Origin of the sequence: Paenibacillus sp. FSL H8-0048, assembly GCF_038002825.1 — a bacterium.
In the GTDB taxonomy this organism is placed as follows: domain Bacteria; phylum Bacillota; class Bacilli; order Paenibacillales; family Paenibacillaceae; genus Paenibacillus_AQ.
Genome location: NZ_JBBODF010000001.1, coordinates 4801917 through 4821549, shown reverse-complemented (window position 1 = coordinate 4821549; position 19633 = coordinate 4801917). Strand labels below are relative to the sequence as shown.

General features: G+C 54.5%; 20 protein-coding genes. 10 read left to right on the top strand and 10 right to left on the bottom strand.

The genetic code is table 11. The features are described from left to right. Positions 1-20: 20 nt before the first annotated feature. Together NSU18_RS20705 and NSU18_RS20700 are read right to left on the bottom strand one after the other, a co-directional pair. The gene (locus NSU18_RS20705) at positions 21-716 is read right to left on the bottom strand and encodes an L-ribulose-5-phosphate 4-epimerase (protein ID WP_341015808.1); all 696 of its coding nucleotides are present in this window, start codon (positions 714-716) and stop codon (positions 21-23) included. 3 nt (positions 717-719) lie between these two features. Then, complete coding sequence (locus NSU18_RS20700) at positions 720-2333, bottom strand: xylulokinase (protein ID WP_341149928.1); 1614 nt, start codon at positions 2331-2333, stop codon at positions 720-722. A gap of 281 nt (positions 2334-2614) precedes the next feature. On the opposite strand from NSU18_RS20700, the gene NSU18_RS20695 reads away from it, so the two are divergent. Further along, entirely contained in the window at positions 2615-3709 is a 1095-nt protein-coding gene (locus NSU18_RS20695; RefSeq protein ID WP_341018528.1) for a GntR family transcriptional regulator, read from the top strand. 116 nt (positions 3710-3825) lie between these two features. Here the strand turns inward: NSU18_RS20695 and NSU18_RS20690 are convergent, their stop codons facing one another. From NSU18_RS20690 to NSU18_RS20680, 3 genes are all read right to left on the bottom strand, one after another. Continuing rightward, positions 3826-4569 carry a hypothetical protein gene (locus NSU18_RS20690; protein ID WP_341015806.1) on the bottom strand — a complete coding sequence of 248 codons (744 nt, stop codon included), beginning with the start codon at positions 4567-4569 and terminating at the stop codon, positions 3826-3828. 116 nt (positions 4570-4685) lie between these two features. Next, positions 4686-6059 carry a sensor histidine kinase gene (locus NSU18_RS20685; protein ID WP_341151078.1) on the bottom strand — a complete coding sequence of 458 codons (1374 nt, stop codon included), beginning with the start codon at positions 6057-6059 and terminating at the stop codon, positions 4686-4688. 23 nt (positions 6060-6082) lie between these two features. Further along, entirely contained in the window at positions 6083-6781 is a 699-nt protein-coding gene (locus tag NSU18_RS20680; RefSeq protein ID WP_341015804.1) for a response regulator transcription factor, read from the bottom strand. 300 nt (positions 6782-7081) lie between these two features. Here NSU18_RS20680 and NSU18_RS20675 point away from each other — a divergent pair, with 300 nt between their 5' ends. From NSU18_RS20675 to NSU18_RS20650, 6 genes are all read left to right on the top strand, one after another. Continuing rightward, on the top strand, positions 7082-7339 hold the full coding sequence (locus NSU18_RS20675; RefSeq protein ID WP_036722871.1) for a GlsB/YeaQ/YmgE family stress response membrane protein: 258 nt from the start codon (positions 7082-7084) through the stop codon (positions 7337-7339). A gap of 134 nt (positions 7340-7473) precedes the next feature. Further along, on the top strand, positions 7474-8190 hold the full coding sequence (locus NSU18_RS20670) for a lantibiotic protection ABC transporter ATP-binding protein (RefSeq protein WP_341015803.1): 717 nt from the start codon (positions 7474-7476) through the stop codon (positions 8188-8190). Beyond that, a complete protein-coding gene (locus NSU18_RS20665; RefSeq protein ID WP_341149927.1) occupies positions 8183-8911 on the top strand; it encodes a lantibiotic immunity ABC transporter MutE/EpiE family permease subunit in 729 nt (242 codons plus the stop codon). Before NSU18_RS20670 ends, NSU18_RS20665 begins: the two co-directional genes overlap by 8 nt. A 1-nt stretch (position 8912) precedes the next feature. Next, positions 8913-9671: a lantibiotic immunity ABC transporter MutG family permease subunit gene (locus NSU18_RS20660; protein WP_341149926.1), complete on the top strand. Its 759-nt coding sequence runs from the start codon at positions 8913-8915 to the stop codon at positions 9669-9671. Between the two features lie 33 nt (positions 9672-9704). Next, positions 9705-10367, top strand: coding sequence for a response regulator transcription factor (locus NSU18_RS20655; protein WP_341015799.1), 663 nt, complete (start codon positions 9705-9707; stop codon positions 10365-10367). Beyond that, positions 10355-11752, top strand: a complete 1398-nt coding sequence (locus NSU18_RS20650) for a HAMP domain-containing sensor histidine kinase (RefSeq protein WP_341149925.1) — start codon at positions 10355-10357, stop codon at positions 11750-11752. Before NSU18_RS20655 ends, NSU18_RS20650 begins: the two co-directional genes overlap by 13 nt. A 65-nt stretch (positions 11753-11817) precedes the next feature. Here the strand turns inward: NSU18_RS20650 and NSU18_RS20645 are convergent, their stop codons facing one another. The 4 genes from NSU18_RS20645 to pnuC are packed head-to-tail and all read right to left on the bottom strand — an operon-like array spanning position 11818 to position 14921. Continuing rightward, positions 11818-12258 (bottom strand): DUF6097 family protein, encoded by a 441-nt coding sequence (locus tag NSU18_RS20645; RefSeq protein WP_341015796.1) that lies wholly within the window; start codon positions 12256-12258, stop codon positions 11818-11820. A 58-nt stretch (positions 12259-12316) separates the two neighbouring features. Next, positions 12317-13210 carry an NUDIX hydrolase gene (locus tag NSU18_RS20640; protein ID WP_341015794.1) on the bottom strand — a complete coding sequence of 298 codons (894 nt, stop codon included), beginning with the start codon at positions 13208-13210 and terminating at the stop codon, positions 12317-12319. Between the two features lie 26 nt (positions 13211-13236). Then, positions 13237-14247, bottom strand: coding sequence for an AAA family ATPase (locus tag NSU18_RS20635; protein WP_341015793.1), 1011 nt, complete (start codon positions 14245-14247; stop codon positions 13237-13239). Further along, complete coding sequence (gene pnuC, locus NSU18_RS20630) at positions 14244-14921, bottom strand: nicotinamide riboside transporter PnuC (RefSeq protein WP_341015790.1); 678 nt, start codon at positions 14919-14921, stop codon at positions 14244-14246. Before pnuC ends, NSU18_RS20635 begins: the two co-directional genes overlap by 4 nt. Positions 14922-15154: 233 nt before the next feature. Between pnuC and NSU18_RS20625 the strand changes: the two genes are divergently transcribed. After that, positions 15155-15853, top strand: a complete 699-nt coding sequence (locus tag NSU18_RS20625) for a VOC family protein (RefSeq protein ID WP_341015788.1) — start codon at positions 15155-15157, stop codon at positions 15851-15853. Then, positions 15780-16241, top strand: a complete 462-nt coding sequence (locus NSU18_RS20620) for a hypothetical protein (RefSeq protein WP_341151125.1) — start codon at positions 15780-15782, stop codon at positions 16239-16241. The genes NSU18_RS20625 and NSU18_RS20620 overlap by 74 nt, the downstream gene beginning before the upstream one ends. A gap of 350 nt (positions 16242-16591) precedes the next feature. Here NSU18_RS20620 and NSU18_RS20615 read toward each other — a convergent pair whose 3' ends face one another. Continuing rightward, on the bottom strand, positions 16592-18703 hold the full coding sequence (locus NSU18_RS20615; protein ID WP_341151077.1) for a TerD family protein: 2112 nt from the start codon (positions 18701-18703) through the stop codon (positions 16592-16594). Between the two features lie 517 nt (positions 18704-19220). On the opposite strand from NSU18_RS20615, the gene NSU18_RS20610 reads away from it, so the two are divergent. Then, positions 19221-19622, top strand: a complete 402-nt coding sequence (locus tag NSU18_RS20610; RefSeq protein WP_341149924.1) for a RidA family protein — start codon at positions 19221-19223, stop codon at positions 19620-19622. The last annotated feature ends 11 nt before the right edge of the window (positions 19623-19633 follow it).

The window sequence follows — 19633 nt, the reverse complement described above, 5'->3', positions numbered from 1 at the left end:
ATTAGTTTGGTAAAAGTCAGTTACTTCTGCCCGTAATACGCGTCCTTGCCGTGCTTGCGCAGATAATGCTTGTCCAGAATCCGTTGCGGCAGCTCCTCGGCGAAGGTGTTCAGCTGGCGGGCGAAGTGGTTCATCTTGGACACTTCCTCCAGCACCACACTGTTCATCACAGCGGCGTGGGCATCCTTGCCCCACGTGAACGGCGCATGGCCCTTCAGCAGAACGCCGGGAATCGCCATGACATCCAGCCCCCGCTGTTCAAAGGTCTCAATGATCACATGCCCGGTCTCTGCTTCATACCCGCGGTCAATCTCTTCCTGGGTCAGGAACCGTGTACACGGTACAGAACCGTAGAAGGTGTCTGCATGTGTCGTCCCCATAACCGGAACATCCAGTCCGGCCTGAGCCCAGATGGTTGCCCACGTAGAATGGGTATGCACGATACCGCCGATCTCGGCATAATGCTTGTAGAGTACAGCATGAGTAGCTGTATCTGAAGAAGGCCGCATCTCTCCTTCCACCACATTGCCGTCAAAGTCCACAACGACCATATCACTCGGCTTCATTTTGTCATAGCTGACACCGCTCGGCTTGATGACGAACAGGCCGCTCGCCCGGTCCACCGCGCTCACATTGCCCCAGGTGTATTTGACCAGCCCGTGCTTAGGCAGCTCCAGATTCGCCTCGCATACCTCTTCCTTCAGTTGCTCCAGCATGTGTTAATTCCCCCCATTCTCTACAAGATGATCTACAGCGGCCTGCTCAATCGCCAGACCCGCCGTGTAGCGTTCCATGAACAATTCAAAGCCCTTCACATCCGCCGTAACCGGATGAATGGTCTCGCCTTCGATATCCTTGAAGACCTTCTGGTCGAGGAAATCATCCAGACGCTCCTGCTGCGCTCTGTTCTTCATATAAGAAGCCAGAATCGCCATCCCCCACGCGCCGCCTTCTCCGGCTGTTGACATCACAGAGACCGGAACATTCATCGCAGCAGCTACGATTCTCTGTCCGACAACAGGCGTCTTGAACAAGCCGCCATGCGCCAGAATGCTGTCGATGGACACCTGCTCCTTCAAGGTCAGAATATCCATACCGATCTTAAGCGCGCCAAAAGCAGAGAATAAATGCGTCCGCATAAAGTTGCCCAGCGTGAACCGGCTCTCCGGCGAACGGACGAACAGCGGCCGTCCCTTCTCCAGCCCGGTGATGTTCTCACCCGAGAAATATCCGTAGCTGAGCAAGCCGCCGCCATCGGCGTCTGCCTCCAGCGCTTTATTGAACAGAACACTGAACAGCTGCGCCGGATCAGCCTTGAAGCCCAACGCCTCCGAGAATTCCCGGAACAAGCCGACCCAGGCGTTGATATCGCTGGAGCAGTTGTTGGCATGTACCATTCCCACCGGACTGCCATCAGGGGTGGTCACCATGTCAATCTCAGGGTATACCGCCGTAAGGTCCTTCTCCAGTACGATCATGGCGAATACGGAGGTGCCTACAGAGATGTTACCAGTCCGTTTGCGGACACTATTCGTAGCGACCATTCCTGTTCCGGCATCGCCTTCCGGCGGACAGAGCGGAATGCCTGCCAGCAAGTCCCCGGACTCATCCAGCAGTCTAGCACCGGCTTCTGTTAACACACCTGCCTGCTCGCCTGCAGCGTAGACCTTGGGCAGAAGATCACTCAGCTTCCAAGGGTAATTCTTGGCGGCAATCAGCTCATCGAACTGGCTGACCATGGCCGGATGGTAATTCTGCGAAGCTTCATCTATAGGGAAGACCCCGGAGGCATCGCCAATCCCGATCGCCTTGCTGCCGGTCAGCAGCCAATGGATGTATCCGCCCAGCGTCGTTACGAACGTTGCCTGCGGAACATGCTCTTCCCCGTTCAGAATAGCCTGATACAGGTGGGCAATGGTCCAGCGCTCCGGAATATTGAACTGGAACAGCTCTGTTAATTCCTTGGCTGCCGCACCGGTTGTAGCATTACGCCAGGTCCGGAACGGAACCAGCAGCTCGCCCGCGCTGTCAAAGGCCATATATCCATGCATCATTGCTGAGAATCCGATCGAACCGACAGTAGTAACCGTAACCCCGTATTTCTGTGCAACCTCCTGCTTCATCTCGCGGTAAGCCGCTTGCAGGCCCTTCATAATATCCGTCAAAGGATACGTCCAATATCCGCCTTCCAGCAGGTTCTCCCACTCGTAGCTTCCGGATGCAACCGTCTCGAATCCATCATTAATCAGGACGGCCTTGATACGTGTGGACCCAAATTCGATACCCAGTGATGTCTCTCCCTTAAGTATCGCTTGCTTGATGTTCTGATCCATGCCCACGTTACTCCTCTCTGAACCAAACTGTGTTACTTACCAATCTAAAGAATGCGCTTCCTTTATGAACAGGTTTAGTATATTTTTTGTTCGTACATTTGTCAACAATAGATATAAGATATACCTACAAATTTACCGGAAAAACACCCCTATTTTATGCAAATCATTAGATATAGTAGACACCGGAGGATATTAAGCTTATATTCAAGCTATAATATGTACGTACAACTACAGAATATTTCTTGTTTTATATAAGAACAACTATGAAAGAAGTGACCCCTGTGCGAACCAAATACCAGATCATATTCGATGAACTCAAAAGCAATATCCTGTCCGGCACCTACAGTGTGGGCGAACAAATCCCTACAGAATCTGCGCTGCAGGAGATGTACGGCGTCAGCCGCCAGACCGTGCGGAAGGCCATTCTGGAGCTGTCCAACGAGGGATTCCTGCGGAGCGAAAAGGGCTCCGGCACCTATGTCAGCCACCAGTTCCGGTCCAAATCCGGGAATGGCGCGGGCAAACGGACCATCGGGGTAATCACCACGTACCTCTCCGATTATATTTTCCCCTCCATTATCCGGGGGATTGAAGGCAGGCTCAACGAGGACAACTATTCCCTGCTGCTCGCCAGCACCAATAATGATGTGGCCCAGGAGAAGAAGGCGCTGGAGATGATGCTGTCCTTCGGAGTAGACGGGCTGATTATTGAGCCTACGAAGAGCAACCTGTACAATCCGAATATCGCCTACTACCTGTCGTTCAAGGAGCAGGATGTCCCGTTCATCATGATTAACGCTTATTATGAGGAGCTGGAGGTGCCGTTCTTCTGTCTGGATGATGTACAGTCGAGCTATCTGGCGACCCGGGAGCTGATCTCGAAGGGGCATACCCAGATTGGAATTATTGCCAAAATGGACGATCTTCAGGGCAAGTACCGTATGAAGGGCTATATCAAAGCACTCGGCGAAGCCAAGCTGCGCTTCCACCCGGAGCAGGTGCTCTCCTTCGATACGGAATCGAAGCAGGCGCTGTCGGCCAATCTGGAGCAATTCCTGACAGATAACAGAGAGGCGCTGACCGCTATCGTCTGCTATAACGATGAAGTGGGGCTGGAAGTGGTCAAGGTGTGCCGCGAGCTTGGGATCTCGATCCCGGAGGATCTGTCGATTATCGGCCAGGACAACTCCTATATCGCCAAGAACGCAGGCATCAAGCTGACGACCTTAACCCACCCGCAGGAGCAGATGGGCCGGGATGCGGCCGAATGGGTCATTAAGAAGCTTCAAGGTAAAAAAGATCTGAAAAGCAGCACCTACTATCTGCCTGAACTGATAGAGGGAGAGACGGTGCGGGTGCTTGCGCCAGCGGAATAGGGTAGTCCGTCCGGAAATAAATACACAGACAAACAGCCCTGACCGCTTCATGACCGTTACAGGCCGTGAAGCGGCAGGGCTGTTCTTAATTCATCCGGCTGAACCGGGGGATAGGCTTAGTCCAGCAGCGTAGAGATGCTTATGCTTTCAATCTTAGCGCCCTTGACATGGAACAGGATATAATCCACATAGTTGCTTGGTGCGAACCGGTAGTCATCCTCTTCCTCAGGTGCCCCGTCTCCGGTCAGCTTGCCTTCGGGATAGGCTTTTTTGAGTGTATCCAGGCTGTCTCCGACCTTGATATTACGGACCGTAGTGTACTTCGGATCAGTAATCTTAATGCTGAAGATGTAGAACTGCTTGCCATCACCCGAATCAATTGTCTTAATCTCAAGGCCCGGGAAGGTATACGTGTTCTCTGTTCTGCCGATCAGGGTATCCATATTCTTACCGTCATCCAAGGAATATGTGTGCGATTTCTTCGCCGTTGCCTTGCCCAGCATACTCTCCAGCTTAGCATCATCCACAATGTCGGAGAGGGCGATGGTGTGATCCTTATGGACAAAAGCCAGCTCCTTCAGAATCACATTTCCTTCCTTCTCAATGGTTCCTTCCTTGATCGCCTCGGAGCTGGCCGCTGTAGCCGCAGGGGTTGGCTCAGCTGTAGCAGCTTCAGTTGCCGCAGGCTCAGCAGCAGGGGTAGCCGAAGCTTCCGGTGCCGGTGTGGACACCGCTTCAGCTGTAGGTTCTGCCGAAGGAGTGGCCGCCGGAGCAGCCGAATTGGACTGGCATCCGGCCAGAAGTGTCATTAACAATACTGCGGACAGCAGCAGCGCTGCCGGTTTTTTAAATGTTCCCATAAGTAATCCCTCCATGAATGTACGCGTTTGGCGCGTTGTTTGTTTGGTATGAGGTTAGTATACGAAAACCATTTATTAGTGTAATAACAGAGTTGTATCATTCTTGTAACGCCTGTTCACAGGAGCGGAAGATGGATGGAGACGGTGGTTCCAGTTCCGAGCTGGCTCTCTATGCTGAGGTGCCCGCCGAACTTCTCGGCGATCTCCTTACAGATGGATAACCCCAGCCCTGTTCCGCCTGCCGCGCTGGCATTCCGTGCCCGGTAGAAGCGTTCCTGGACGCGGGTAAGTTCATCTGCGCTGATTCCGATGCCCTGATCGCTGATCTGCACGACAGCTTCCTGCCCCCGGACCGAAGCTTCAATGCTTACCCGGGTACGGGGACCGGAGTATTTAATGGCATTGTCCAGCACATTAGCGATGGCATGGGACATCAATACCCGGTTGACATAGACGAAGACGGGCGGTCCCTGCCGGATCGTAAGCTCTATCCCCTTACTGTCCGCCTTGGCCCTCAATCCGGCGGCTACCCCTTCGGCCAGCTGTGCCAGGTCTGTCTTCTCGGCATCGATACCATCCTGCCCTGCCTTATCGAAGCGCGACAGCATGAGCAGCTCATTGACCAGCCGGGTCAGGCGGTCCGATTCATTCACCAGATGGAAGTAGATCCGCTGCAGCTCCTCATTCTCGTCCTCACCTTCGTACAAATATTGTGAGAACCCCTTGATCGCAGCGAGCGGCGTCTTCAGCTCATGGGATACGTTCGAGACAAACTGCTTCTGATACTGGATATAGTCACTGAGCTGAATGCCCATCCGGTTCAGGCCCGCAGCCAGCATGCCCAGCTCATCCTTCCTGTTCAGGCGCACCTCCCGGAACTGCTGGTTGGAGAAGCTCTCTGTCGCGCCAAGCAGATATTTGATCGGCTTCGTCGTATTGCGGGCGATGAACAGGCTGGAGAGCGTAATCAGAATAATGAACCCTCCTGCACCGGCGAACAGGATATAGCGGATCTGGTCCATCATTGTATAGAAATAAGAGACATCCTCCACGAACTCGTACACATAGCTGTTCTGATAATATTTGTCTTGAATCGGAACCGCGAAGTACAGCAGGTGATCCTCGGAGACCGTATAGGCATAATTGCCCTTAAGGGCGTTCTGGATATTCCCGGCAAAAATAACGGGGGTCTTGTTATTAATCACAATCCCGTCAACAGCGAGTCCCAGCAGCTTCTGGCTGCTGTCATAGATGCGCACCTCCTTGACGGAGGCTTTTAACGTCTCCAGCGCGCTTCTCGCCACTGCCTCCATCTGCCCGGCATCCACCTCTTGTTCGTGCCTGGAGAGTACCTCCCTGAAGGACATCTCGCCCAGATCCGCCTTCTCCATCATTTGCTTCTCAATCGTTACGAAGCTGAAATAGTCAATTGCCTTATTCACCGAAAGAATGATAACGGCAAAGGACAGCACCGAGAACAGCAAATACATTAGCACCAGCCGGGTCGCGTATTTCAGGCGGAGCCACCTCCCAGCTGATACCCGAATCCATATACGGTACGGATGTATTTCGGATTCTCCGCGTCATCCTCCAGCTTCTTCCGCAGACGCATAATGGTCATATCCACGCTGCGGGTGTCCCCCATGAAATCATAGCCCCAGACGAGCTCCAGCAGCTCATCCCGGGTATAGATTTTGTCCGGGCGTTTCAGCAGCGTCTCCAGAATCCGGAATTCCTTGGCCGTCAGAGCCACCGGAACGCCGCTCTTCTGCACCACCCGGGTCTCCAGATCGAAGGTCAGCTCCTCATGAGTGATCCGGGTATCTTCACCATCTGCGGGCAGACCGCTGTTCTGGGCTCTCCGGAGCACCACCTTAATCCGTGCCAGCAGCTCCCGGTTATCGAACGGCTTGGTCATGTAATCCTCGGCCCCCAGCTCAAGCCCCAGCACCTTATCTATAATCTCATTCTTGGCCGACAGCATAATGACGGGAACCGCCTGCCGTTTGGTGATCTCCTTACACAGGTCATAGCCGGAGCAATCGGGCAGCATCAGATCCAGCACCACCAGATCCGGCTGAAAAGCATCCAGGGCCGTAAGCCCCTCACTTCCGTTCTCTGCCGTCCGCACCTCATAATTCTCTCTGCGGAGCACAAGCTCGATCAGATCTCTAAGGGCCGCTTCGTCATCGATTACGAGAATTTTGTTCATCCGATCCCTCCTCCTATACCTAATATTAACACCGTGGGAGAACGTTAGACTCTCTGTCACCGTTCTAACCCCCGCTTACGACCCATTACGTTCGGTTCTCAGTCCTGTTAGAGCTTGGCAACAAGTGGAAACGGCTTTGCTGTCCTTTTGAAGGACGGTACCGTTTCAGCGAGAAATAGAAGGATAAAGTATAGCGTGAAACATATACATTATCCTATTTAAATAAACCTTCGGCAGATGGTTCACCTTATCCCTATTTCAACATACCTTGAATAAACCAACTAGAAAGGGGACAAATCAATGTATCTGCTCTGGGTAATCATCGTAGGGGGACTAATCGGCTGGCTAAGCGGCAATCTGATCGGACGTGATGTTCCGGGAGGCGTACTCGGCAATGTAATCGCCGGGTTCATCGGCTCCTGGCTGGGTTCCGAGCTGCTTGGTCCAAGGGGCCCTGTAGTAGGTGGCTTCCACATTGTTCCGGCCATTATCGGCTCCATCGTTGCGCTATTGATCTTCTTTGCCCTGGCCCGCGGCGGCGCCTTCCGTCGCCGTTAATTCTTCCCGCCGGCCGCTGTAAAGTCAACACAGAGCCCCTCCTGTTCACCCCAGGCAGGGGGCTCTGCTATGTCATCCTTACAGAATCCTTAGAATCTGCCTTTAGAGTAGAGGGATAGAAAGGATGATATACTATGCAGGATCATATTCTGGAAATACAGGATCTATGTAAAAGCTTCAAGCGCCAGACAGCCGTCAACAACGTATCGTTAACTGTTGCACGCAATTCCGTCTACGGGCTGCTTGGTCCGAACGGTGCAGGCAAATCGACCCTGCTCAAAATGATTACCGGGATGCTGCATCCCGATTCAGGCACGATCCGCTTCCAGGGGCATGAATGGACCCGGCAGGACTTAACCCGGATAGGCGTATTGATTGAAGCACCGCCGCTGTATGAGAATCTGACCGCCAGAGAGAACCTGAAGGTGCGCACACTGGCGCTCGGACTGCCGCAGTCGCGCATTGATGAGGTGCTTGCCGTTGTCGATCTGACCGCAACCGGCAAGAAGCGGGCCGGACAATTCTCCATGGGCATGAAGCAGCGGCTCGGCATCGCTATTGCCCTCTTGAACCAGCCGGAGCTGCTGATTCTGGACGAGCCGACGAACGGGCTGGACCCGATCGGGATTCAGGAGCTGCGGGAGCTGATCCGCTCCTTCCCGGAGCAGGGAATCACCGTCATCCTGTCGAGCCACCTGCTCTCCGAGGTGGAGCAGACCGCCGACCATATCGGCATTATCGCAGGCGGCGTGCTGGGCTATCAGGGAGCGGTCTCCCCGGATCAGGATCTGGAGGCGCTGTTCATGCAGGTCGCCGCAGCCCACCGGAGGGAGGGTGCAGCCCATGCTTAATATCGTTAGGGCGGAACACCTGAAATGGCGGCGTACCTTCATTCCCAAGCTGGTCTGGCTTGCCCCGTCAATTGCGCTTCTGCTCTGTGTGGCGCTTATGGGTGGAATCGATGTCCAGAACGGCTCCTACAACTGGTGGTACACCCTGTTCCTTCCCGGAGCGCTGAGCCTGGTCTGTTCGCTGGCGCTGCAGAAGGATGCGAAGCTGAAATACCGCGGACTGCTGGCCTTACCCTTTACACCGGGTACGCTCTGGACCAGCAAAATCCTTGCCTGCACCGGTTGGCTGCTCACTACTCTAGCTGTATTCCTGATCGGCATTACCGCCGGGGGCCTGCTGTTCGGGCAGACGATTCCACTGATGAGCAGCCTGGCAGGCAGCGCCCTGATCTTCCTTACCTTCCTGTGGCAGATTCCGTTGTGCCTGTTCCTGGCGGCCCGCTTCGGGTTATTCGCAGCGGTCCTGCTGAATATGGCCGGTACTATTGTGGGTGTAGTTCAATTCGACAGGGGCGGCTTATGGGATTACATTCCTTATACGATTACCGCCAGGCTCATGTGTCCGGTGCTGTCCATCCTGCCGAACGGCCTGCCGGTCCCTGCGGACAGCCCGCTGCGCAGCACGGATATGATTCTTCCGGGTACCCTGGTCTCTCTCGGCTGGTTCGCCATTCTGTTCCTGCTGACCACCGTATGGTTCCGTAGACAGGAGGCGAAGTAGCATGAATGCACTTCCCGGTCTGCTCAGAGCCGATCTGCTCAAAATGCGGCGCACCCCGTTTCTCCTGATCCATCTGCTGACCCCGCTGATCGGTGCCGGTCTGTTCATGGCCTATTACTCCATCTCTGCTGCCAGTGAAGCGGGCAAGGTGATGGGGTTCATGCAGGCAGTCGCTTGTGCGTTTCCTACCCTCATCGGGCTGGTCTGTGCGATGGCGGCGGAGCAGGAGGCTAGCACCGGAGGATTCCAGGGAATGCTTGCTCTGCCTGCGGCAAGAAGCACTACCTATACAAGCAAGCTGCTGCTCCTGCTGGGCTTCAGCCTGGGGGCTATCCTGCTGATCTTCGTCCTCTTCAGCGTGGGCTTTGCCGGAATGCTGGGGCAGGACCGGCACGGCATACTCTTTTATCTCACCGGGTCCGTGATCCTGTTCGCAAGCAATATTCTGCTCTATCTGCTTCATTTCGCGCTCAGCCTGCGCTTCGGCCGGGGCGTCTCTATCGGCATAGGAATCACTGGAAGCCTGCTCGCTGCCCTGATGCTGACTGGTCTTGGCGATATCCTGTGGCCGTATATCCCCTTCGCCTGGGGGGGCCGCTTCCTCTCCCTGCTGGAGTTTCAGCATTCGGGAGGGTTGCCGTCTTTTGCCGACACGGGATTGGCCACCGGCGTATCCATCTGCATAGGAGCAACGATAGCTGCGGGCCTCCTAAGTATGTTATGGTTCTACAAGTGGGAGGGCCGTTCTGCGGATAACTAGCCTACTAATCTGTAAATGAGGGAATCCATAACTATGGCCAAAATACTTGTGGTAGACGACGAACCCGCCATCCTGTCCCTGATAGCCAACGCGCTCAGTACCGACCGCCATCTGGTAACCACCTTCTCGGATTCCACGCTGGTGCGCGGGACTGACCTCGGTGCATATGACCTGATTCTGCTGGATGTGATGATGCCCGGCGTGGATGGCTTTACCCTGTGCCGGGAGATCCGCACGGCGGTGGATTGTCCCATTCTTTTCTTGACGGCGAAGACGCTGGAAAGTGACCTGATGTTCGGACTGGGGCTGGGGGCGGATGACTATATTATGAAGCCTTTCGGCATAGGTGCGCTGCGGGCGCGGATCAACGCTCATCTGCGGCGGGAGAGCCGGGAGAAGCGCAACATTCTGTACATGGACCCTGTGCGCTTCAACCTCTCCGGTAAAGAGCTGTACGCCCGGGAGGACAAGGTGCCGCTGACCAAAAGTGAATATGAAATCTGCGAGTTTCTGGCCCGCCACCGCGGTCAGGTCTTCTCCAAGGAGAATATCTATGAAGGGGTCTTCGGATACGACGGGGAGAGTGACAGCAGTGCCATTACGGAGCATATCAAGAACATCCGCGGCAAGCTGGGCCGGTACGGGCTTGAAGCCATTGAAACCATCTGGGGGATCGGATATAAATGGAAGCTGTAAAACAACGCAAAACCGTGCGGCTGCGCACTTTTTTCCTGCACTACCTGCTGCTGTTGAGTCTCGGTACCGTTCTGCTGCTGGGCGTATTGCTTGGCGCATTCACACTGGCGTTCGCCCGGGGAGCGCTGCTGCCTGCCAACTATGACGAGAAGGAGATCGCCCAGTTCAAGCAACAGCTGGCTGCTAGTGGAACAAATGCGGCTCCCCGGGTCCCAGACCGGCTGGAGTACACCGTATTCACCTTAGAAGGGAAGCCGCTGGCCGGCAATCTGAATGCTAAAGAGGCGAAGCAAGCCTGGAAAATTGTCCGGGAGGGGAACAACAGAAGCGCCTACTATTACACCACCGCCGAGCATGGACAGGAGCTGTGGATCTTCCGCTATGTTCTGACACCGCAGTATGCTTCTCCCCTGCTGCGCAGCGCGCTGCCGAATCCCCAGCTCCTGGGGCCCTTGCTCTTCGTGCTCGGGTTCCTGCTGATGGCCGCCCTGCTCGCGGCCCGGTTCGGCCGGAAGCTCTCGGAGCGGATGGCCGGACTGCAGGAAGCGACCGAGAACATCCGGCGCGAGAATCTGGAGTTCACCGTCCAGCCCAGCGGCATCCAGGAGATTGACGAGGTCCTAGGCTCACTGGACCGGATGAAGGATGCCCTGCAGACTTCACTGGAGAATCAGTGGGAGCTGGAACGCTCCCGCAGGGAGCAGATCTCCGCGCTGGCCCACGATATTAAGACGCCGCTGACCATTATCCGGGGCAATGCCGAGCTGCTGCAGGAGATTGTAGAGACGGAGCCGCAGCGTGAATACAGCGGCTATATCCGCCGCAGCGCCGAAGACATCGAAGCCTTCGTGCAGGAGGTCATTGACTTGTCCAGCCTGCAGGCGGGCTCATCCCGCCAGCTGGCGCGGGTCCCGGCGGCAGAGATCGTGGCTGAGCTGGAGCTGCAGATGAAGGCCCTGGCTGCGGGCAGGGATCTCAAGACCTCTGTCCGGCAGGAGAAGCTGCCGGAATTCCTGTACATCCACAAGGAGCTGCTGCTGCGGGGAATCATGAACCTGATATTCAATGCGGCCGAGTACACCCCGCCCGGGGGAAGTATCGCTCTGCTTGTCCAGGGCGAGGCGGCGGCGGTTCAGTTCACGGTTACCGATACCGGCAGCGGCTTCTCGGCGGCCGACCTCCGGGAGGCGACTAACCAGTTCTACCGGGGCGATCCCAGCCGCAGCTCCGGAGATCATCACGGAATGGGGCTCTACATTGCGCGCTCTGTGGCTGAACAGCACGGAGGCACCCTGAGCCTCAGCAACGCCGCCCCCGGAGGGGGCGGGAAGGTCACGATGCGCATTGCATTGCCCGGGCAGCAGCGCAGTCCGGGGATGGAGTAAATCGAATATCAAGGGATTGCCGGTCCAGCCGCAAGGCTGGGGGCCATCCCCTTTTGAATTTGCGCTTAGGCGGCGTCTATTTCCAGCTTTCTTTTCAGCTCCGGGTAGATCCGGCCATACAGCTTCCGCCGAAGTGCCGAATGGTACAAGGCCAGCACCAGTGTCACTACGATCAGCGCGGCGGGTACGATATACAGCACCGGATGATCCACGAAATAGCCGAACACATCATAACCCCGGTTAATATACCTGCCGTAGATTGCAGCGATGGCAACCACCAGCAGCACCGGCAGGGCGAACAGACCGGACAGGATGTTGACCTTCTTCATCTTTTTGTAGGTGGATTGGAACGCGCTTTCACCCTGGGCTTCTTCGAGCAGCATGACCTGCTTATCGAAGGAGTCGCTTTTGCGCACCGGCATCTTGGATTGTGTAATGTAGTTGTGCAGCACATCGAGTTCGTGGCTGAATTCCATTGTTCTTACTATTGCTCTTCCTGCGTTCATGGATGGTTTCCTCCTGTAGTTTATCAGTATGGGATTAGTTCTATCTCCAATATTGGACTTAAGCTTCGCCCCAGTTCCGCTGATATAAGCGGCGGGAGGGGGTGTGTTCCGTATGCTCTGTGTACAGGCTGGTCGCAGTTATACGCGCAGCCATCTTATCCAGGAAGACCGCCTTCGGCAGCTCCTGGCCGACAATCACCTCGTAGACCTGCTGCAGCTCCGCCAGGGTGAATTGCTCAGGCATTAAGAGCAGCGCGATTCCTGTTCTTTCCGTCTCCTGGCGCAGCCGTTCAATGGCATAGGCAATGATCTTGGCGTGATCAAAAGCGAGTCCGTCATTGGACAAGACGGCATATTGCACCGATCTGGCCGCCGGAGTAGCCGTCACCGTCTGTTCGATCACCGCGGTTAGCGCTTGGCCTGCGGCTTCCAGCCGAAGCTCATAGGTACGGGTGCGGATGCAGCCCGGCTCCAGCAGCTCTTTATGCTCCTGCCGGAGCTGGTAGCTTACTTTGAACCAGGCCGCAGCCTCGGCATCATCTCCGGCCTCTAACTGGATATGGCGGCTGTCGACTAGCGCCATATAGCTGCTGCTGATCACCCACGTACGGGGATCGCGCCCGGGGTCAGAGAAGGTGCGAAGCTGCTCCAGATATACACCGGTGACGCCGGTCTCCTCCTCCAGTTCGCGTGCGGCCGCCTGATCCGTGGTCTCGTCCGGCTGGGCGAAGCCGCCCGGCAGCGCCCACTTGCCCAGGCAAGGGTGCCCGCCTCTGCGGATCAGCAGGAGGCGCAGCTCCTTCGCCCCAGCCTCAGATTCCTGGTCCGCCGCTGTATCTGTAACGGTGAAGATCACCATATCCGCCGCCACGGAAGGCCGCTCATAGTCGCCGGCCCGGTACTGATCCAGGAATTCACGCTCTGTAAGTCCGTTACCATCTCTCAATTCCACTCTCTCCGCCTCCTTCTGTCACTGGCTCAATGCTCCAGCTCTCCGAAATAATTCCCGTACGGCTTGAACGCGGCAAGCACCCGGTCCACCTTGGCCATCCGCTCTTCGAGGGTGCCCCGCAGCGGAATATAGGGAATCCGCCGCTCCTTCAGGTCCCCGATAATCTGCTGGTGGAATACATGCCGCTTCTGGTCCCCGCTGCGGTCCCAGGTATCGTCATACGGAATGTCATCCTCGCACAGGAAGAACAGGTCGTAGCGCTGCGCATTCTCCAGGGCCAGCCGGGTTAGCAGTTCGGGAGCCTTCCCGTGGTAATCCAGCGCATACATATACGTGGTGATCGCATTCGTATCGACGAATAAATACCTATTGGCCTCAAGCAGCACCTGCTCCTCCCGCTCCAGATGCCCCACCGCAATCTCGTCAAAAGCCTCCAGCCCAATCCGCCGGTCCACCTGATGGTCCGTCCAGTAATCCCGCCCGTATTCGCTGGCGAAGGACGTGCCGTACTTCCGGGCAAGTGCTTCGGTAATCGTCGACTTACCGGTAGACATCGCCCCTACAAACACGACCTTCGTAATCAAATCACGGTACACACTCCCGCTTACGTAATCACGGTATTTGTAGGGGTCGGAACGGACCATCGTGGCCGATACCGGCACCTGCACCCTCGCTTCATCCACCCGCCGGTCAATAGCGCCCAGTGCCAGACTCATATGCTCTCCATAGAATTCACTCGAATAAAAATGCGTCACCCGCTCGCCCTTCAGCAGCCCGAGAATATACTGCTCCTCCCGGATCTCATGCTCCCTGTCATCGGAGTATCCGTCAGGGCCATCCCAGGCTTCTATTACCCGGACGGCAGGATAGAGCTTGCGAATCCAGTTGGCCCTAACCTGCAGCGGCACCGGAGAGACGGTCGTCTCATAGATCACCACAATCAGCTCGTCAACCTCCCGCAGCGCCGTCTCGAACATGAACTGATGCCCTTTATGTAGCGGAGCGAACTTCCCGAGTGTTAATCCAAGTGTCTTCATGACAGCGCCTCCTTAGCCCCTTTATTCCAGTTGTAGTAGCCGTAGACTGCATTAATCAGATAGGCGCTCCACATGACAATCATCAGCAGACCCTCCCCGCTGCCTTCCAGCGTCCGGATCACCCAGAGCAGCACGGTGAACATATTCAGCACAATATAGACCAGCCACTGCTCCTTGAAACGCCGTACCATCAGGATCGTTGCCACCACCGATAACACGGTAGTCAGGGCATCGATATAAGGTGAATTCTGCGCGGGAATGAACGATAAGCCAAAGCCCAGCAGCAGTGCCCCCGCCACACAGACTGCAATGGTGAGCAGAATGCCCCTCGACTCCATTTGGCGCATGGACAGCTTGCCGCCCTGCATGTTTCTTTTCCACATATAAAAGCCTACAATATTCATGGGCACAAAGAATAGCAGATTCAGCATAACCTCGCCAAATAATCCGTTGATATAGGCCAGATAAGCATAACCAAAAGTATTATACATCCCGAATCCATAGCTTGCCAGCTTCCCCTTCGCCGTCAGCACTACACATAGTACCCCGGTGATGAAGACCGTGAACCCGAAGAGCGAATCCTTGGAGATCACCGTAAAAACAACCGCAATCAGCGTAAATATCACCAGCCAGGCGAGTTCAAACCCGCTCCAGTTGCCGAGTGCCTTCTTCATGCTCATCCCTCCGATTCCTCTGCATCCCCTCAAAACTGATTACTTATTAACTAATTGATAATTACATTTTGTTAATATCAAGATAACAGATTTTATGGCGGGATGCAAGCATTACATTCCACAATTCTGGAAATGGAGCTTACACTCTCCTTATCGACAGGCTCAATGGCTGTACGCTACAATATGAAGAATCTTTGCACAGCAGAATTCAGAACCGCTAAGGGAGGACAATCATGAAGATCAGACAATTGAAGCTGAGAACCAATCACTTGGAGGATATGAAGACATTTTACAGTGAAGTTCTTCAGATGCCAGTAATTGAAGAGAGCGATACATCGTTTGCGGTGAGTGCGGGCGAGAGCGTAATCTCTTTTGAAAATAATTCCCAGCACGTATTCTATCACTATGCCTTCTATGTAGATGAGCTGCATTTCGGCAGAGTCCTGGATACCATCCAGGCTCATGTCCCCCTATTGCAGGATGAAGAGGGGCAGACCGAATTCTTTTCCGGGCTCTGGCAACGCAAGCAGCTCTATTTCCGGGACCCGCAAGGCAACATTCTGGAAATTCTGCCCTCCGGTGAGAGGTCTGCGCTTGAGAACGGCTGGCTGCGGGTGCAGGAAATTGGGCTGCCAGCCGAACATATAGATGAACTGCGCTTCCAGATACACATGATTAAGGACGAAATGGCAAGAGCCTCAGAGACTATAGCGTTCTATGGCGATTCGTATGGCGTATTTGTGCTCGTCCAGGAAGGCCGGGCCTGGTTCCCTACAGAGGAGGCCGCCATCGCTTCGCCCGTGGAAGTTGTTATAGAGCATGACCAACCGCTGGAAACTTTGCATTACAGTTATACTGGTGCTTGCAGGCGCAGGCTCCATCATCGGCTACAATTCCTCCGAGGCGAAATACAAACTATTCCGCGAGCATAGCAGACAGTTTGAGGCCGTGAAGTCGGAGACCCTGCTGCTGATGGACAGCCTGGATGAACGGAGCGATATCGGGAATACGTTCATCTATTCCAATAATGGGAATGCCGCTGCCTCCCAGCTCCATGATAGTATGAATACCGGCCTGCAAGACAAGATCCGGCAGATCGCTGCATGGTCCGGGGACAGCCTGGACTTCGTGCGCTACAGCAAGCAGGACGGGAAGCCGCTCCTCCGGTTCGTATTCGGCTGGGAAAGGGAGCATGGCCCGACCTATCATATTGTGTATTGCGCAAGTCAGAGCATGGTTCAGCAGACCTATGCAGCAGAGCCGGTGAAGTATAAGCTGACTCCGCTGGCCGACGGCTGGTATGGAATTAAGATTGAGTAGGTACAAAACCACCCTAACGGGTGAAGAATACTGGCGCCTTCTCTCACCGGCCGCTTGTAAGGAGAACATTGTTGCACATTTTGCAGGATTTCTTTATAAAAGATACTGGCTGAATTACAATGTTGCATGATTTGCACAAATTTCAGTGGTTAGAGCGAGTTCGCGCTGGATTTGTTGTATTTCGTGCAGGATTTCAGCTTAGAGAGCTTCAATAGGGAGGCATTGTTGCATTTTTTGCAGGATTCCTCTATAAATATTACTCGTATTCGGTTTAATAAAAGAAGGGGTGTCCCACGCCATGTATGGCTGAGACACCCCTTTCTTTTGAACAAACAGGTTGCCCGCTCTGCTCACACCACATATTCGGCCATAATCTGCTCGATGTGGTACGGAGTGACTCCCTGGTCCACCGAGAACACGGTATCCGCCTCTTGCGGTGACGCGGCCAGATCGCCCCGGGCCTTGGCATGAAGCGTGAACAGATCATACAGATCAGGCTTCTTCAAGGAGGTCATTGCTTTCCCGATAATCACCATCCCCTTCTGGTTCGCCTCCACATTATTCGGATAGAACGGGTCTCTGGTCAGAGACAGGTCGGTCCAGATGACGGTGCGCTCCACCAGATCGAGTATGACAGGAATGGCGAGTTGAGTATCCGCTGTGACATCAATCTTGTTCGATACCGTGGCTGGCTCATAAATTTCACCGGACCCCGGCTTCTTCCGCATCATCCACCCCGCGAAGCACTCTGGCAGATTGCAGTACGGCTGGCCTGTAAAAGAATGGAGGGTAGCCACCACATACCTTCCGCCATACTCAACAATAGAAGGAATATGCAGGTCAATGAACTCACTGGCCCCGTAAGGTGCCGTTACAATATCCCCGCTATGGACTGCACGATATTGTGCCGAGCGCAGATTCGTATAAGAGATATGCTCTATATACTTCCAGTTCTGATCGTACATCACCGCAGACAGATCAATATCAACACGGCCTGTAGGGGTACCGTCCATCTTCCCTTCCTTCCACCAGCAGAAGAAACGGACCGTGTTTCCTTCTTCCATCGGAATCCGGCTTCCCCGTACCAGCGTATGCAGCGCTTTGCTGGCCGACCGCTGGGAGAACGGCACCAGATAGTCCTTCAGGCGCTCATCCACATATACCTTTCCCAAAGACGGCTGGGCCGCAAACCGAGCCACCAGCGTCTGCTCGCACAGGTCCACCATATCCCGGCAGTCTTCTTCACTGATCTCCGGCAGGGTGTTCGGGGTAGCCCAGGCTTTGGCGACATTTCCCTTAGGGAAAAACACTCTCAGCTCCGGCAGCTCCCGCTGGTGCGCAAAGTAGTTCTTCACCTGCAGCAGCACCGGGGTGGATACCTGGTCTGCCACTTCTCTGAAGGCCATCACCACGTACTCCGGCTCGCGGGTCATCCGCAGCAGCTTCGCCAAGCGGCGTGCGAATTCGCCCGGGCGCTTCGCCAGCAGGTCCAGTGCCGTCCAGAGCTGCTGGTACTGAAGGGCAAGCTCTACACTTCCGTTATAGGTGGTGAAGGGCTTTTTATTACGCAGCACGGCAAAAGCTTCCTCACAGCGCACATACCGCTGCTTGTATTCCGAAGGGTGCAGGATTTCGCCGAGGCGAATCCAGCGCTCCCGGTACCGCAGCATATCCTCGGTGATTGTCTGGCACCGTTCCAGGAGCCCCAGCAGCAGCCGGCGCTCAAGCCGCTTGAACTTGCGGAAGCGGGTAGGTGCGGCCAGGCTGACATCGCCTTCCGACCAAGCCACCGCCAACCGCAATACATCGGTGGCTGTCTTGAAATAAGGGCTGATCCGGCCCACATCGGCCTTCTCATGCTTAAGCAGCGAAGCGGCTACGAATCCGGCATTCTCCTTGAACGGAATCTCGGGCGGCAGCAGCTCATCCAGCTCTGCTGCGGGTGTATTTGCAATAACGGCATCGATATCCTTCTGATCCTCTGCCGAGATCGAGCCCCTGGCCTCCATCAGCTGGCGGATTAGGGTCCGGAACTCTGTGATGCTCCCCAGGTCAATGACCTTCAGCGTTACCTGCTCCTGAAGCGGTTCTTTCTGTACAGGCTTATCGTATGGCACTTCCCAGGTATAGTAATGGAACATTGCATTGAAATACAGCTCCGCCTCATCCTCCTGCATGACCTGCTCCGGGAAGCCCGGATACATCGGAGCATAATTCACATGTGCCCCAACCATCCGCTTCACATCTGCAATCATTAGATGGTACAGCTGCTCGAAGGCCTCGCGGGACAGCCTCTGGACCGCCCGGAACAAGGCAGGCGACAACGTGTACCCCAGCCCCTGGAGATTGCGGAGGGCTGCGGCCAAGTACCCCTTTGGGAGCTGCTTCGTATCAACAGTGTCAGCGGAATATTTCACCATCATTTTGCCTGCTCTGCGCAGGTAGATTCTATTCATCATCATATTCATAGTACAGTGTCCAGGAGAGCCGTATCCCTACACGGTTTAAGGTTTCCATTGGGTAGAAGGAAGGAATACAATAGCCTCGACGCCTCCTCTCAAGATAAGCATCCTTCAGGAGAGCTGCGGCCCTAATTCATCCAATTTGAGTAGAAGGAAGGACCGCAATAGCCTGAAGATCTCCCGGCGATATTGCAGCCGTTTGATGTTTCCATCTTCGCACACGATCCAGCGGGCCAACAGGGCGAAAGTATTACGACAGAGGGAAATTTTAACTTATGGTATGTCTCGCCTCTTATCGCACCCTGTATTTTAGTTTCTCTTGAGGGTATGTTATCATTCATAGAGTAAGTTAAATTTTAAATGATTAGGAGGGATACCTGATGAAAAAGAGATCGATTCGATATCTGTCTGCCGGAATCGGGTATTCGACTGCTGTTTTCTTTTAGAATTTATGCGGACGGGACAAGTCTGTCTATTTTCTAACAAAAACAGCCCATTTAAAAGGAGACTTACCATCATGAATTTAAATAATAAGGTCGTCCAAAGATATAACCCTGAAAATATAGCAAAACCGGTTGGAAGCTACAGCCATGTGACCAAGATCAGCCGGGATGCTGAAATGTACGTCTTTTCCGGTCAAATCGGAATCGATCAGAACAATAATATCCCCGCAGATTTCAACCAGCAGGTTACGAATACGATGAGCAATATTGTGGACATCCTGTCCTCACAGCAGCTAACCCCGGACCATGTCATCAAAATCAACATCTGGGCCACGGAGGAAATCGATTGGGATCATTTCTATTCCATCTGGAATAATGTATTCGGCCCCACGCCTCCCTCCATGACGGTTGCCTATATCCAAGGATTAGGGCTCCCTGAAATCAAAATCGAGCTGGATGTGTGGGCCGCAGGATAGAGGATAGTGTA

Excerpts from the sequence above, each read along its gene's own strand:
- NSU18_RS20635 (WP_341015793.1), bottom strand. The coding sequence starts at position 14,247 with ATGAAGACACTTGGATTAACACTCGGGAAGTTCGCTCCGCTACATAAA.
- NSU18_RS20690 (WP_341015806.1), bottom strand. The coding sequence starts at position 4,569 with ATGGGAACATTTAAAAAACCGGCAGCGCTGCTGCTGTCCGCAGTATTG.
- NSU18_RS20680 (WP_341015804.1), bottom strand. The coding sequence starts at position 6,781 with ATGAACAAAATTCTCGTAATCGATGACGAAGCGGCCCTTAGAGATCTG.
- NSU18_RS20645 (WP_341015796.1), bottom strand. The coding sequence starts at position 12,258 with ATGAACGCAGGAAGAGCAATAGTAAGAACAATGGAATTCAGCCACGAA.
- NSU18_RS20615 (WP_341151077.1), bottom strand. The coding sequence starts at position 18,703 with ATGATGATGAATAGAATCTACCTGCGCAGAGCAGGCAAAATGATGGTG.
- NSU18_RS20625 (WP_341015788.1), top strand. The coding sequence starts at position 15,155 with ATGAAGATCAGACAATTGAAGCTGAGAACCAATCACTTGGAGGATATG.
- pnuC (WP_341015790.1), bottom strand. The coding sequence starts at position 14,921 with ATGAAGAAGGCACTCGGCAACTGGAGCGGGTTTGAACTCGCCTGGCTG.
- NSU18_RS20655 (WP_341015799.1), top strand. The coding sequence starts at position 9,705 with ATGGCCAAAATACTTGTGGTAGACGACGAACCCGCCATCCTGTCCCTG.
- NSU18_RS20685 (WP_341151078.1), bottom strand. The coding sequence starts at position 6,059 with ATGTATTTGCTGTTCTCGGTGCTGTCCTTTGCCGTTATCATTCTTTCG.
- NSU18_RS20670 (WP_341015803.1), top strand. The coding sequence starts at position 7,474 with ATGCAGGATCATATTCTGGAAATACAGGATCTATGTAAAAGCTTCAAG.
- NSU18_RS20700 (WP_341149928.1), bottom strand. The coding sequence starts at position 2,333 with ATGGATCAGAACATCAAGCAAGCGATACTTAAGGGAGAGACATCACTG.
- NSU18_RS20650 (WP_341149925.1), top strand. The coding sequence starts at position 10,355 with ATGGAAGCTGTAAAACAACGCAAAACCGTGCGGCTGCGCACTTTTTTC.
- NSU18_RS20610 (WP_341149924.1), top strand. The coding sequence starts at position 19,221 with ATGAATTTAAATAATAAGGTCGTCCAAAGATATAACCCTGAAAATATA.
- NSU18_RS20675 (WP_036722871.1), top strand. The coding sequence starts at position 7,082 with ATGTATCTGCTCTGGGTAATCATCGTAGGGGGACTAATCGGCTGGCTA.
- NSU18_RS20705 (WP_341015808.1), bottom strand. The coding sequence starts at position 716 with ATGCTGGAGCAACTGAAGGAAGAGGTATGCGAGGCGAATCTGGAGCTG.
- NSU18_RS20665 (WP_341149927.1), top strand. The coding sequence starts at position 8,183 with ATGCTTAATATCGTTAGGGCGGAACACCTGAAATGGCGGCGTACCTTC.
- NSU18_RS20660 (WP_341149926.1), top strand. The coding sequence starts at position 8,913 with ATGAATGCACTTCCCGGTCTGCTCAGAGCCGATCTGCTCAAAATGCGG.